This is a genomic window from Streptomyces sp. NPDC060205, from assembly GCF_042728395.1.
Taxonomy (GTDB): Bacteria; Actinomycetota; Actinomycetes; order Streptomycetales; family Streptomycetaceae; genus Streptomyces.
Map to the genome: position 1 here is coordinate 28,976 of NZ_JBHWZP010000004.1, position 13,530 is coordinate 42,505.

Below are 13,530 nucleotides of genomic sequence, written 5' to 3' on the forward strand. Positions count from 1 at the left end.
CCGGGCCGCCCGCCTCAGGTTCCCTCAGGTGGTGACCCGGGCGACGAGTACGCAGGCGTCGTCCTCGCGTTCCGCCTCCCCGAACTCCTCCACGACGGTCCGTACGCAGTCCTGTGCGCTGCGGGCCTCCTGGAAGCGGGGGGCCAGGTCGAGGAGACGGCTGACGTCCGCCGTGTTCTCCACCGTCCCGGTCGCGTCCGGGCGGGCGCATCCCCACCGTGCGGGGACCAGTCCGTCGGTGTGCAGGAGCAGCAGGTCGCCCGGTTCGAGGGCCACTTCGGCCTGCCCGTAGACGGCACCCGAGGTGGCGCCGAGGAGGACGCCGTCGGGCGGAGCCAGCATGCGCCCCGTCCCGTTGCGGAACAGCAGCGGGGCGGGGTGTCCGGCCTGCGCCCAGAGGAGGGTCCGGCTCTGCGGCCGGTAGCGGCAGCACACCGCGCTGCCGAGCGCGGGCTGGGCGGAGGCGTCGAGTAACTGGTTGAGCCAGGACATGAGCTGGCCGGGTTCCGTGCCCGCCACGGCCATGCCGCGCAGCGCACCGAGCAGCATCGCCATGCCCGAGGTGACGGCGACCCCGTGCCCGGTGAGGTCGCCGACGCTCAACAGCGTCTGCCCGTCGGGCATGTGGAGGGCGTCGTACCAGTTGCCGCCGATCAGTGAGCCGGCCGTGGAGGGCAGATAGCGGGCGGCCAGGTCCAGTGTGCCCGGGCCCTGTTGCGGGAGCGGCGGGGAGCCGCGCCACGGCGGCAGAACGGCTTCCTGGAGCTCGACCGCGAGACGGCGTTCGGTCTGTGCGGCCTGCCGCTCACGCTGCAGCGAGTCACGGGTCTCACTGACGGTCCGCTGGCTGCGGCGCAGTTCGCTGACGTCCCGCAGGACGGCCCACATCGAGGCGGTGCTGCCGTCCGCGGCGAGCACCGGCTCACCCATCATGTGTACGGTCCGTACGCCCCCGTCGGGCCGGACCATGCGGAACTCCCCGTCGATCGGCTTGCCGTCGATCAGACAGTCCGTGACCATCGAGGTCAGCCTCGGCCGGTCGTCGTCGAGGACGACGGAGGGCAGTTCGTCGAGGGTGAGCGGGGGAGCGGCGGGGTCCCTGCCGAGGATCTGGTACAGCTCACCCGACCAGGTCGCCTCGTCCGTCAGCAGGTTCCACTCGGCACTGCCGACCCGGCTGATCAGCGAGCCGCGCCCGGGGGAGGCGGGCTGCGCGGCCCGGACGGCCGGGGGTGGCGCTTCCTGCGCGGCGGGCGCGGTCGAGGGGCCGTCCCGCAACTGCGACAGATGCGCGTCGAGATCGTCGAGCTGATGTACGGCCAGGTCGCACAGGGCGCGCTGCCAGCGCCCCTCCGGGTCCGTGCGGTCGGCGGGCGCGTCACGTCGTACGGCGTCCATGTCGCCCCGGAGCCGACGCGTCTGCGAGATGAGCGCGTCGACCGAGCCGCGCGGGGGCGGCTGGGCGGCAGGGTGGTCCGCCGAGAGATGGGACGGCATGACGTACTCCGATACAGGCACGGTACGACCAAGGCAGAGGGAAGGACCGTTACGACTGTTGCACAGCCTGCGACGCGCTGTAAGGGATTCGGCAACACACGAGAGGGTGGTGCCGCTGGCACGTGCCACCGTCCTGCTGAGGGACCTGACCGGGACGCATCCCGTACGCGGATCGACGGTCGGGCCCTACTCAACAGGGGTGAGTCAAAAGGGTGCGACGCAGGTGCGGTTCACGCGCGGCTCACCCCTGCCAGTCGCAGCACGGCGTCCAGACCCCGGACCGCACCCGGCGCGGCTCCGGCGGGCAGGACGTAGGCGCGGAGCCCGGCGCCCGCCGCCCCGCCGTCCTTCGCCGGATGGTCGCCCACCATCAGCGTCTCGGCCGGCGCGGCCCCCAGTTCACGGCAGGCGTGAGCGAAGAGCGCCGGGTCGGGCTTCTCCGTGTCGTGGGCGTAGGAGTGCACCCACGACGAGAAGTGCTGATCGAGTCCGTGGTGCGCGAACGTCGCCCGCAGATCCCAGCCCACGTCGCTGACCACGCCGAGCGCGATCCCCGCGTCGGTCAGCCGTGCGAGCGTGGACCGTGTGTCCGCGTACGGCACCCAGTGCCCGGGTGCCTGCAACTGCGCGTAGAGCGCGTCGGCGTACGGCGCGAGTTCCGGTACCGACGCGTACCACGTGGTGAACGCGTGCCGGTGCGCGCGCGAGGACACATCACGTCCGCGCTGCGCCTCGACGACGTCCGGGTCGGTGAGCCCCTTCTCCAGCCCGTTCAGCACCTCGTCCATCTCCCGTTCGCCGACCGGGCGTCCCAGCGCGGAGCGGATGCGGTCCGCGTACGAGCCCATCTGGAAGAGCGTGCCGCCGAAGTCGAACAGCACGGCCCGGACGGGGGACGGTCCCTGCGGGGAGGACGTGGCACGCAAGGGGCCCTCGGGGCCGCAGACCGGGAGCGGGGAGCGAGTCATCCGGTCTTCCTAGCCGCTCCGCGCGGCGCGGGCAACGGCCGGGCCGGGCCGGGCGTCCTCGGGCCGGGGCAGGTCAGTACCGCTGGGCCTGGGACAGCTTCGGGGTCAGGGCCGGTTCGGCGGGTTTGCGGCTCACCGCGAGCGGCTGGGCGCGTTCGCCGGGCGCGAGGTCTTCGGCGCCGACGTACCTGGTCTCCACCGTCTTGCCGGCGGAGTCGAGGAAATCGACCCGCACGGCGTACGAGGCCTTGCTGTCGGTCTTGTTGGTGATGTTCACCAGGACGACGAGCAGGCCGCCGGTCCCGGACCGGGGCTTGCCGGTCATGGAGACGTCGGACATGGCGTTCCCCTGGCCGTCGACGTCCTTGAGCGCCTTCTCCGCGGCGCTGTTGGCCCGCTCCACCTCGGCCGACACGGACGCCTCGAAGGAGGAGGCCGCGGCCGAGGCGGACGACGCCGCCGCGGAGGCCGCGGCGCGCGCCGACTCGACGAGCGACTCCTTCATGGAAGGGGCCGTCCCCGAGAAGGACGCGGTGTCGGGCGGCGAGGGGCGTTCGCTGAAGGAGGGAGTGGAGGAGTCCGAGCCGCTGTCGGTGCTGCACGACGTGACGGCGCCCGCGACCGCGGCCAGGGCCGCCGCCGCGACGACGGTCGAACGCGTGCGGCCCGGTCGGCGGGCCCCGCGGGGCCCATGGGGCGGTGGTGTGATCATCGAGTGCTGTCCTCGCTGTCGCTGCCTGGGGGCCGGAGAGGCCGGGCGGTCGAAATGCACTTTATGACGTAAATACCACTGGGGCATGCCGTGCGGGACCGCAGGCCTCGGGTCCGTCCGGAAATGCCTCACCCGTTCCGCCGCACGGCTCGCCACCGCGTGATCCTTGGCGCAGCATGAGGGCATGGTCGGGTCGACCCGGATACGAGCGCTGCGCTGCGTGGCCTGGATCTGTGCGGTCCTGTGCGTCGCGGTCGTCGCGCTGACGGCCACCGCGCGCAGCACCGTACTGAGCGCCGGCTTCCACCGTTCGGTGCTGGCCGACGAACACGCCTACGACCGGCTCTACAACCAGGTGCTGGTCGATCCGCGGATCACGCCGGTCACCCGCGACCTGCTGGGGCGGCTGCCGGTGCCCGAGGCCGTGCTGACCTCCAACCTCAAGACGGTCCTCCCGCCCGAGACCCTGCGCACGCTGACGGACCAGCAGATCGGGCACCTCGTCGACTACCTGCGCGGAGACCGGGACGACCTGCGGCTCTCCGTCGACCTGCGGCCGGTCATCGCCAACATCACCGGCCTGACCAGGGCGTACTTCGGCGACATGGTCTCTTCGCTCCAGGCACAGCGGGAACCGGACTTTCCGGCCTTCCTCGCCGACCTGAAGGACGCGGTGGGCCAGGTCGGCGCCGGAGAGCCCCCGGAAGGCCTGCCGACGCTGGCCCTGACGAAGGCCCAGGCGGCCACCGCCGCCGACGCCCTGCTGCGGGCCGCTCCCGAGGACGTCCGCGGCACGCTGCGCCCGGAGGTCACGGTCGCCCTGCAGAACGGCGACGTGGCCACCGCCCTCGCGGCCGTCGGACCGGCGGCCTTCTCCGACCGCACCCGCGCCGCCGCCGCCCGGCTGCGCACGGTCGCGGACGGCGGGACCTGGGACATCGCCGCCGACCTCGAACTCGACGAGGTGCGGCAGGTCCGCGCGGCCACCCACCTCACGCTCGACGTCGTCGAACCCCTGGCCGCCGCCCTCGGCGTCGCGGCCCTGGCCGTGCTCTGGTTCACCGGCCCCGACTCCCGGCCCCGGCGGCTCAGGCACCTCGGCTGGGCGCTCGCCGCCGGCGGACTGTGCACGGCGCTCGTCGCGCTCGTGATCCTGTGGACCGTGGGCCGCCGACCGGTCGACATCTCCGCGGGCTGGCCGGAGTCGGCCGCCCGGCTGCTCGACGACCTGCAGACCACCGCCGTCGACCGCTTCCTCGCGGGAATGCTGACCGCGGCCCTCGTGCCGGTGGTGGCCGGCGCGCTCCTCGTCGGCCTGGTGTGGGCGGCGGAGCGCCGCGGGACACCGGTACGCGGGTGGCGGCCGGGGCTCTGGCCCGCGGCCGGCGCGACGGCCCTCGCCCTCGTGGGCGTCGCGCTCGTGCCGATCGCCTTCTCCGACGACACCCCGCGCAGCTGCCAGGGCAGCCCGGACCTGTGCGACCGGCGGTACGACGAGGTCGCCCACCTCACCTCGCACAACGCCATGTCCACCTCCGCCGACAAGTTCATCGGCCCCCTCCAGGACCCCCTCATCGCCGACCAGCTCGACGCCGGAGTACGGGGCCTGCAGCTCGACACCTACCGCTGGGAGCGACCCGAGGAAGTCACCGACCGGCTCGACGAGTCGGACTTCCCGCCCGAGCTGCGCCGCCAGATCACCGCTGCCGTCCAGGGGCTCAACCCGCCGAGGCCGGGATGGTGGCTCTGTCACTCCGTCTGCCGTGCGGGCGCGATCGAACTGGTGCCGACCCTGCGGCAGATCGGCGACTGGCTGCGCGCCCACCCGACCGACGTCGTCACGCTGATCGTCCAGGACGCCCTCAGCGGCGAGGACACGGAGGCGGCGTTCCGCGAAGCGGGCCTGCAGGACCTGCTGTTCACCCCGGACGAGGACCCGGACCGGCCCTGGCCGACGCTCGGCGAGATGATCGACAGCGGCCGTCGCCTCGTGGTCTTCGCCGAGCGGGCCGACGGACCGGCGCCCTGGTACCGCAACTTCTACCGGTACGCCATGGAGACGCCGTTCGCCTTCCGTTCCCCCGCCGAACTGAGCTGTGTCCCGCACCGCGGCGGCACGGGCAAGCGGCTGTTCCTGCTCAACCACTTCATCACCGCCGACGGCGGCAGCCGTCTCGACGCGGGCGCGATCAACACCCGCCGGGCCGTGCTGGACCGGGCGCACCAGTGCGAACGGGCGCGGGGTGCGCCGGTCAACTTCATCGCCGTCGACTACCTGACCGTCGGAGACGCGAAGGCCGCGGTGGACCGGCTCAACGCGGAACGCGACTGACCCCGCCCGGCCCGAACGCCGTGTCGGGCAGGCGTTCTTGCGGCGCCGGCGGGCTCTGCTGTATTTGATGCTGTTGTAGGTGAATCCCGCACAGTCCTGCGCAGCCCCGCACTGTCCGGCGACGCCCTCCGCCGCCGCGAGCGAGGAGGACTCCATGGCCCCACCGGTGCACGTCGTCGAGATGAACCCCGCCGAGCGCGAGCAGACGTTCGCCGTCTGCCGCCGACTGGCCGAGGAGTTCGGCAAGGCCGGGCCACGACACGACGCCGAGAACTCGTTCCCGTACGAACTGGCTCAGCGGGTGCGGGCGCTGGGGCTGCCCGGCCTCAACGTCCCCAAGCGATACGGTGGTTGGGGCGCCGACATCGCTACCACCGCGCGGTGTGTGGAGCTGCTGGCGTACGGCGATCCGGCGATCGCGCTGGCGTTCAACATGCACTGGGGCGTGATCGGCTTCTTCCGCGGCATGTGGAGCGAGGAACACCAGGAGCGCTACTTCCCGGGCGTGGCCCGCGACGGGCACCTGTTCGACGGCGCGTACAGCGAGACCCGCGCCGGTGTGATCGGCCTGGCCGACACCCGTGCCGTGCCGGTCGACGGCGGCTTCCGCGTCAGCGGGCGCAAGAGCTGGGGCACCCTGGCGCCGGTCGCCGACTTCCACACGCTGAACGCGACGGTCACCGAGCCCGACGGTGAACTGCCCGCCGACCACGCGGTGCGCGCGACACGCGAGGTGCTGCTGGTGTGCCCGGCCTCGGCCGAGGGCGTGCGCGTCGAGAAGACCTGGGACGCCCTCGGCATGCGCGCGACCGGCACCGAGACCGTCGTGTTCGCGGACGTGTTCGTGCCGGCCGGTGACCTGGTGTCGCCGGAGTTCCGGCCGGGTCTGTTCGCGAACCTGGAATGGCAGACGCTGACCTTCGCGTCCGTGTACCTGGGGCTCGCCCGCCGTGCGTACGACGAGACGCGCGCGATCCTGCGGACGAAGCGGCTCGGCGCGGTACCCGAGGCCGCCGACGTCAGGGTCGGCGACCAGCAGCTGGTGCAGGTGGGCGTCGGTGAGATGCGCGTGCTCATCGAGGCCGCGGCCAATACGATCGAGGTCACCGCCGCGCGCCTCAACGAAGGACGCGACCTGCCGGACGACCCGGCGCTGCGGCTCGGCGCGCTGGAGATCCCGAAGGTCGTCGCGACCGAGAACGCGATCCGCGTCGTCGACATCGGCATGCGCCTGGTCGGCGGCGGCGCCTACCGCCGTGGCCACCCGCTGGAGAGGCTGTACCGCGACGCGCGCAGCGGACCGTTCCACCCGCTGACCACCGACCAGCTCCTGCAGCACCTCGGAAGCGCGGAACTGGGCTGAGCGCCCAGGCGCTCAGTACCGGAGCACTCCCGCGATGCCTGGCGCCTCGGCCAGCGTTCCGTCCGGGACGAAGCGGACCTGCGCGCCGGTGTCCAGGCACTGTTCGACGATCTCGTCCACGATGTCGTGCCGGGCGTCGAGGTCGTCGCCGTCGGCCGGGACGAGATGGTCGCCCCCGTCGTCGCGTACCGTCACGCGGTAGTTCTCCTCGACGGCCAGCAGGCCCACGCGGCCGGCGGTCGCGTTCTGCCAGACCTCGTCGACGCCCGCCGCGTAGGCCCGGCGTCCCCTGGCGCTCTCCAGCTCGGTCGTCACGGCGTCGATGGTCCGCAGGTCCTCGGCCGTGACCACCGGACGGACCGCCTGCCACACCGCCTCGGCCCCGGCGTGCCCGAGACCGCCGTGCGGCACCTGGACGGCGTCCTTGGTGACGTTGCCGACCTCGCCGAGGAGCGAGAGCGCGGCCTGTTCACCGGCGACGTACACGGGCCGCGGGTCGGAGCGCAGGACGGCGGCGAGGACGGTGTCCGCGTCCCGCATGAAGTGCCGTGTCTCCTCGTCGCGGAAGGTGCTCGGCACATCGCCGACCCGTTCCTCGCGCTCGACGTCCTGCGGTTCCAGGCTCCGCGTCAGGGGGAACCCCGCGGTCCGCTCCTCGGTGACGCGTTCTCCGCGACCGCTCCACAGTGAGATCCGGTCGGCGGAGACCGTCAGGACCCAGAACGGGCTCTCGGCGGCCTGCGCCGCGACGAGATTGCGGGTCAGGAACGTGTCCGACAGGACGACGCGCTCCGGAACGGTCCGGGGCAGTGACCACACCTGGTGCTCCCCGGGGGCCGCGAAGATCGCGAGGCCGTCCTCGGAGTGGCTCAGATCGACCTCCGCCAGCGCCTGTTCGAGCTGCGCGACGACGTCCGTGCGCCGCTCGCGGGTGACCGCGGGGTCCGCTTCCAGCTGCTTCCTCGCCTCGGCCAGCACATTGCGCAGCCGGACGTGATCCTGCGCCTTGTCGGGCTCCCTGCGGTGGGTCGGCGTCAGCACCGACACCGCCGGGTAGGGCCGCGGCCGACGCAGCTCGGTGAGGGTGGCGGGGCTCAGAAGATGCTCCATAGATGCACCATATGACTGAATCGGCGGCGAGTCATGCGGAGGAATCAGGCCAGGCAAAAGGGGCATTTCGCTGTTAATGTCGCCGGGCAGTCGTCTCGCGTCTCCCCGCCACGCCCGAGGACCCCCATGAGCCAGGCCGAGACCGGAACCGGGAGCGAATCCCGGTCGCCCGCAGCCAAACTGACCCTGCCCACGCTGACCACGATGGTCGTCGGCTCCATGGTCGGCGCGGGCGTCTTCTCGCTGCCCCGCCGTTTCGGCCAGGAGACCGGCGTGGCCGGCGCGCTCATCGCATGGGCGGTGGCCGGCACCGGCATGCTCATGCTGGCCTTCGTCTTCCAGCGGCTCGCGCTGCGCAGGCCCGACCTCGACGCCGGTGTCTACGCCTACGCCAAGGCGGGCTTCGGCGAGTACCTCGGCTTCTTCGCCGCCTTCGGCTACTGGGCGAGCGCCTGCGTCGGCAACGTGACGTACTGGGTCCTCATCATGTCGACGGTCGGCGCGATCGCCCCGGCGCTCGGCGACGGCGACACGGTCCTCGCCATGCTGCTCTCCTCCGCGGGCCTGTGGGCGTTCTTCCTGCTCATCAGCCGCGGGGTCAAGGAGGCCGCGGCCATCAACCGGATCGTCACGGTCGCCAAGGTCGTGCCCATCCTGGTCTTCGTCCTCATCGCGCTGTTCTGCCTCAAGCCCAGCGTCTTCGCCGAGAACTTCGCCGGCGCCGACTACGCCGGCTCCCTGTTCCAGCAGGTCAAGGGCACCATGCTGGCCACGGTCTTCGTGTTCCTCGGGGTCGAGGGCGCCAGCGTCTACTCCCGGCACGCCAGACGCCGCGAGGACGTCGGACGCGCGACCGTCCTGGGCTTCCTCAGCGTCTTCGCGATCTTCGCCTCGGTCACCATCGTGTCGTACGGCATCCTGCCGATGAGCGAGATCGCCGAACTGCGGCAGCCGTCCATGGCGGGCGTCCTGGAGGAGGCGGTCGGCACCTGGGGCAAGGTGTTCGTCAGCGTCGGCCTGATCGTCTCCGTCCTCGGCGCCTACCTCGCCTGGACCCTGATGGCCGCCGAAGTGCTCTTCGTCGCCGCGAAGGACGAGGACATGCCCCGCTTCCTGGGGCGCTCCACGGCGGCCGACGTGCCCCTGCCCGCCCTGCTGATCACCACCGTGCTCACCCAGATCGTGCTCGTCGTCACGCTCTTCTCGGACGACGCGTTCAACTTCGCGCTCGATCTGACCAGCGCCCTGACCCTCATCCCGTTCCTGCTGGCCGCCGCGTTCGCCGTCATGGTCGCGCGCTCCGGCGGCGCCGGCCGGTGGGACCTGCCCGTCGCGGCCCTGGCCACCGTCTACACCGCGTTCCTCATCTACGCGGCCGGCCTCAAGTACCTCCTCGTGTCCCTCATCATCTACGCGCCCGCCACGGTCCTGTTCGTCATGGCCCGCCGCGAACAGGGCCGCCGGCTCTTCTCGCCCCGCGAACTCGTCATCCTCGCCGTCTCGGTGGCCGGAGCCGTCGTGGGCGTCGTCGCGCTCGCGCGCGGCTGGATCAGCCTCTGACCCCGCAGACACCGCCACACTCCGCGAAAGGCAGACCGTGACCCCACAGGACACCCCGACCCGGCCCGCGTACGGCGTCCACTCCGAGGTCGGCAAGCTGCGCAAGGTACTGGTCTGCGCACCCGGCCTCGCCCACCGCAGACTCACCCCCACCAACTCCGACGACCTGCTCTTCGACGACGTCATGTGGGTGGAGAACGCCCAGCGCGACCACGCGGACTTCGTCGCCAGGATGCGCGAACGGGACGTCGACGTCGTCGAACTGCACGACCTGCTCGCGCAGACCATGGCCGACCCGCAGGCCCGCTCCTGGCTGCTCGACCGCAAGATCACCGCGAACGAGGTCGGCCTCGGACTCCTCGACGACACCCGCGCCTTCCTGGAGTCGCTTGAGCCCCGCGGGCTCGCCGAGTACCTGATCGGCGGCCTGTCCACCGCCGACCTGCCCGACGAGTTCCGTGACGGTTACGTCTCCCTGGCGCGCGAATCGACCGGCGTACGGGAGTACTTGATGCCGCCGCTGCCGAACACCCTCTACACCCGGGACACGACCTGCTGGCTCTACGGCGGCCTCACCTTCAACCCGCTGTACTGGCCCGCCCGGCACGACGAGACGCTCCTCATGAAGGCGATCTACACCTTCCACCCGGACTACCGGGGTTCCACGGTGTGGTGGGGGGATCCCGAACTCGACTGGGGGCAGGCCACGTTCGAGGGCGGCGACATCATGCCCGTCGGCAACGGCGTGGTCCTCATGGGCATGAGCGAGCGCACCTCACGCCAGGCCATCACCCAGGTCGCGGCGGCCCTGTTCGCCAACGGGGCCGCCGAGCACGTGATCGTCGCGGGCATGCCCAAACTGCGGTCCGCGATGCACCTCGACACCGTGTTCACCTTCGCCGACCGCGACCTCGTGACCCTGTACCCGACCATCATGGACAAGGTCCACACCTTCTCCCTGCGGCCCTCCGACAAGGCGCCCGGCGTCGAACTCACCGACGAGGGCTCCCGTCCCTTCGTGGACGTCGTGGCCAAGGCCCTCGGCTTCCCCGCCCTGCGGGTCGTGGAGACGGGCGGCGACGTCTACGCCTCGGAGCGCCAGCAGTGGGACAGCGGCAACAACGCCGTCGCGCTGGAACCCGGCGTGGTGTTCACCTACGACCGCAACACCCAGACCAACGCCCTGCTGCGCGAGGCGGGCGTCGAGGTCATCACCATCGTCGGCGCCGAGCTGGGGCGGGGCAGGGGCGGCGGGCACTGCATGACGTGCCCGATCGTGCGCGACCCGGTCGACTTCTGAACCGGCCGCCCGCTTCCCGCGCGTGGTACGTGGCTCACTCCTCGGCGCCGCACGAACTGCCGTCGGCCGGCAGCCGCCCGTACAGCAGGAAGTCGTCGATCTTCCGGTGCACGCACTTCGAGGAGGAGTAACCGGTGTGGCCCTCGCCCTTGTTGTCGAGGACGACGGCCGACGGGCCGAGCCGGTCCGCCGTCTCGGTGGTCCAGCGGTACGGCGTGGCGGGGTCGCCGCGGGTGCCGACGAGGAGCATCTTCGGGGTGTCGACGTCCCGTACCTCGTCGCGGATGTACGAGGTTCCCTTCGGGCGGCCGTAGCACATCAGTGCCTGGGCGAGCCGGTACCGGCCGAAGACCGGTGACGCCTGCTCGTACGCGGCACGCAGCCGGTCGAGGTTCCCGACGACCTGGTCGGCGGTGGGCCGGTCGGGATCGTCGGCGCAGTTGACGGCCATGAGCGCGGCCGGGAGGTTGTCGAGCGGGATCTCTCCCTCGTCGACGAGAGAGCCGTCCTCACGGGGGAAGTCCTCGCGGGGGACGCCCCCACCGGGGCGCGAGCTGCCGCCTACGAAGAACCCCATGATGCCCCGTGTGTCGCCGTCCTGGACCAGCGAGGTGAGCGCGTGCGACAGGGCCGGCCACAGCTCCTTGCTGTAGAGGGCCTGTCCTATGGCCCCCACCAGGTCCTGGCCGGAGAACGGTATGCCGAAGTCCGACGGCACCGGGTCCGCGTCCAGCGAGCCGATCAGCCGCAGCACCTCCTCCCGGGCCGAGCGCGGGTCCTGGCCGAAGGCGCAGTTGACGTCCTCGGTGCACCAGTCGAGGAAGTCCTCCAGGGCGGTCTGCTGGCCCTGGGCGCCGGTGATGCCCTGCTCGCTCAGCGGCTCGGTGAGGGTGTCCACGCCGTCGAGGACCATACGGCCGGTCCTGTCCGGGAACTGCGCCGCGTACACCGCGCCCAGCCGCGTCCCGTACGAGAAGCCGAGGTAGTTGAGCTTCTTGTCGCCGAGGGCCGCGCGCATGACGTCGAGGTCGCGCGAGGCGTCGACGGTGCCGATGTGTCCCAGCACGGGGCCCGAGTGCTCGGCGCAGTCCGCGGCGAGCCTGCGCAGCACTTCGAGAGCGGCCCGCGGATCCTCGCTCCCGTCCGCCTCCGTCCCGGTCTCCGCGTCGGGGTCGGGGGCCTGCGCTGCGTCGTCCGTGCCCTCGCCGCAGCTGACCGGCGAGCTCCGGCCGACGCCGCGCGGATCGAAGGTCACCACGTCGTAGCCGTTCGTGAGACCCAAGAAGTCCTTCCCGCCGTCGGCGAGTTCGCCGACCCCCGGGCCGCCGGGGCCGCCGAAGTTCAGCAGCACCGACCCTCTGGACTCGCCGGTCGCCCGGAATCTGGCCATGGCCAGGTCGAGCGTGCCGTCGGCGGGGTTCGCGTAGTCGACGGGGACGGTCACCTTCCCGCACTGCAGGCCGTCGGGCAGTCCGTCGCCCGGACAGGCCGACCACTTGATCGTCTGGTCGTGGAAGCGGGACAGGTCGGGTCGGTCGTCGGCGGCCGCGGCCACCGACGGCAGCCCTGCTCCCAGCAGGGCCAGCGTCATGGCACAGGTGAAGGCACGGCGTTGGCGCGTTGACAGCATCAGGCCTCCCGGGACGCCCCGGCCCACGGCCGGGATCTCCCCCTCGATCACGATAAGGCGGCACCCGCGGCCACGCCTCTCCGCGAGCGGGGCGCCGGAGCAGGCCTTATCCTGCGCCGCCCCACCCGGCCGGCGCCCGCTCAGCCGCTGTCCGGTCGGCCGCGCCCGGCCGCGTTCGGTCGTCTGCTCGAAGGGGGCGTTTGCCGGATCAGCCATAACCTGCGTGGTTTGCCCGCGTTTAAACGGTGCGGGCGCCTGCTCGCGATCATGTCCTGGAAGGCAGGGAACCTATGAAACGGGTTGCCCGAAGTGGTTTGATCATCGTGGCCGCCGCCTCCGGCGCCGTGGCCGTGACCATGCCGGCGTACGCGGACTCCGCGGCCGACGGCGGCACGGCCCACTCGCCCGGGGTGATCTCCGGCAACACCATCCAGCTCCCGGTGGACGTGCCGGTGAACGCGTGCGGGAACACCGTCAACGTGGTCGGGCTCCTCAACCCCGCAGCCGGCAACAGCTGTGCCAACGAAGGCGGCGACGGCGAGGGAGGCCGCCACGGCGGCTCCGCCGGAGCGGTCGCCGAGGGTGCCGAGAAGGACTCGCCCGGCCTGATCTCCGGCAACGGCGTGCACCTCCCGGTCCAGCTCCCCGTGAACGTCACCGGCAACTCCGTGAGCGTGGTCGGCATCGGCAACCCCGCCGTCGGCAACGAATCCACGAACACCTCGGGCCAGGGTCCGCAGCTCCCGGACACGCCGTCCGGTCCGAAGCCGGCCCAGCCGTCGGAGCCGCCCGTGGACCCGGCCGACCCCGACGACCCCGCCGACCCGGTGGAGGCCGAGGGGCCGCAGATCCTGCCGCAGGCCGTCCCCCGGGCCGCCCTCGCCCAGACCGGCACCGACCTGCTGGGCCCGACGGCCGCAGCGAGCGCCGCGCTGCTGCTGGGCGGAGTCGCGCTGCACCGCCGCTTCCGGCCCGCCGCACAGCGGTCGGGGCGCCGGGACGAGCACTGACCTGATGGCGCCGGCACGCACGGGTCCGGGCACGAGCCCGGACCCGCG

10 protein-coding genes are annotated in these 13,530 nt (G+C 72.2%); 5 read left to right on the forward strand and 5 right to left on the reverse strand.

Annotated elements, in window-relative coordinates; genetic code table 11:
- Positions 1-24: 24 nt before the first annotated feature.
- The 3 genes from ACFWGJ_RS01205 to ACFWGJ_RS01215 all read right to left on the reverse strand — a co-directional run bounded on the left by ACFWGJ_RS01205 (position 25) and on the right by ACFWGJ_RS01215 (position 3,177).
- The gene (locus ACFWGJ_RS01205) at positions 25-1,497 is read right to left on the reverse strand and encodes a PP2C family protein-serine/threonine phosphatase (protein WP_387320139.1); all 1,473 of its coding nucleotides are present in this window, start codon (positions 1,495-1,497) and stop codon (positions 25-27) included.
- A 230-nt stretch (positions 1,498-1,727) separates the two neighbouring features.
- Positions 1,728-2,465, reverse strand: a complete 738-nt coding sequence (locus ACFWGJ_RS01210; protein ID WP_387320140.1) for an HAD-IA family hydrolase — start codon at positions 2,463-2,465, stop codon at positions 1,728-1,730.
- A gap of 73 nt (positions 2,466-2,538) precedes the next feature.
- Positions 2,539-3,177: a hypothetical protein gene (locus ACFWGJ_RS01215; RefSeq protein WP_387320141.1), complete on the reverse strand. Its 639-nt coding sequence runs from the start codon at positions 3,175-3,177 to the stop codon at positions 2,539-2,541.
- 184 nt (positions 3,178-3,361) lie between these two features.
- Between ACFWGJ_RS01215 and ACFWGJ_RS01220 the strand changes: the two genes are divergently transcribed.
- Together ACFWGJ_RS01220 and ACFWGJ_RS01225 are read left to right on the forward strand one after the other, a co-directional pair.
- Positions 3,362-5,509, forward strand: coding sequence for a PI-PLC domain-containing protein (locus ACFWGJ_RS01220; protein WP_387320142.1), 2,148 nt, complete (start codon positions 3,362-3,364; stop codon positions 5,507-5,509).
- 154 nt (positions 5,510-5,663) lie between these two features.
- Entirely contained in the window at positions 5,664-6,872 is a 1,209-nt protein-coding gene (locus ACFWGJ_RS01225) for an acyl-CoA dehydrogenase family protein (protein ID WP_387320143.1), read from the forward strand.
- Positions 6,873-6,884: 12 nt separating this feature from the next.
- On the opposite strand, the gene ACFWGJ_RS01230 is transcribed toward ACFWGJ_RS01225, so the two are convergent.
- Complete coding sequence (locus ACFWGJ_RS01230) at positions 6,885-7,982, reverse strand: chemotaxis protein (RefSeq protein ID WP_387320144.1); 1,098 nt, start codon at positions 7,980-7,982, stop codon at positions 6,885-6,887.
- A gap of 126 nt (positions 7,983-8,108) precedes the next feature.
- Between ACFWGJ_RS01230 and ACFWGJ_RS01235 the strand changes: the two genes are divergently transcribed.
- Positions 8,109-9,542 carry a basic amino acid/polyamine antiporter gene (locus ACFWGJ_RS01235; protein ID WP_387320145.1) on the forward strand — a complete coding sequence of 478 codons (1,434 nt, stop codon included), beginning with the start codon at positions 8,109-8,111 and terminating at the stop codon, positions 9,540-9,542.
- A gap of 37 nt (positions 9,543-9,579) precedes the next feature.
- Positions 9,580-10,842, forward strand: a complete 1,263-nt coding sequence (locus tag ACFWGJ_RS01240; protein WP_387320146.1) for an arginine deiminase — start codon at positions 9,580-9,582, stop codon at positions 10,840-10,842.
- 34 nt (positions 10,843-10,876) lie between these two features.
- Here ACFWGJ_RS01240 and ACFWGJ_RS01245 read toward each other — a convergent pair whose 3' ends face one another.
- On the reverse strand, positions 10,877-12,472 hold the full coding sequence (locus ACFWGJ_RS01245; protein WP_387320147.1) for an alpha/beta hydrolase: 1,596 nt from the start codon (positions 12,470-12,472) through the stop codon (positions 10,877-10,879).
- Positions 12,473-12,762: 290 nt separating this feature from the next.
- Between ACFWGJ_RS01245 and ACFWGJ_RS01250 the strand changes: the two genes are divergently transcribed.
- Positions 12,763-13,482, forward strand: coding sequence for a chaplin (locus tag ACFWGJ_RS01250; protein ID WP_387320148.1), 720 nt, complete (start codon positions 12,763-12,765; stop codon positions 13,480-13,482).
- The last annotated feature ends 48 nt before the right edge of the window (positions 13,483-13,530 follow it).

Excerpts from the sequence above, each read along its gene's own strand:
- ACFWGJ_RS01205 (WP_387320139.1), bottom strand. The coding sequence starts at position 1,497 with ATGCCGTCCCATCTCTCGGCGGACCACCCTGCCGCCCAGCCGCCCCCG.
- ACFWGJ_RS01210 (WP_387320140.1), bottom strand. The coding sequence starts at position 2,465 with ATGACTCGCTCCCCGCTCCCGGTCTGCGGCCCCGAGGGCCCCTTGCGT.
- ACFWGJ_RS01215 (WP_387320141.1), bottom strand. The coding sequence starts at position 3,177 with ATGATCACACCACCGCCCCATGGGCCCCGCGGGGCCCGCCGACCGGGC.
- ACFWGJ_RS01220 (WP_387320142.1), top strand. The coding sequence starts at position 3,362 with ATGGTCGGGTCGACCCGGATACGAGCGCTGCGCTGCGTGGCCTGGATC.
- ACFWGJ_RS01225 (WP_387320143.1), top strand. The coding sequence starts at position 5,664 with ATGGCCCCACCGGTGCACGTCGTCGAGATGAACCCCGCCGAGCGCGAG.
- ACFWGJ_RS01230 (WP_387320144.1), bottom strand. The coding sequence starts at position 7,982 with ATGGAGCATCTTCTGAGCCCCGCCACCCTCACCGAGCTGCGTCGGCCG.
- ACFWGJ_RS01235 (WP_387320145.1), top strand. The coding sequence starts at position 8,109 with ATGAGCCAGGCCGAGACCGGAACCGGGAGCGAATCCCGGTCGCCCGCA.
- ACFWGJ_RS01245 (WP_387320147.1), bottom strand. The coding sequence starts at position 12,472 with ATGCTGTCAACGCGCCAACGCCGTGCCTTCACCTGTGCCATGACGCTG.
- ACFWGJ_RS01250 (WP_387320148.1), top strand. The coding sequence starts at position 12,763 with ATGAAACGGGTTGCCCGAAGTGGTTTGATCATCGTGGCCGCCGCCTCC.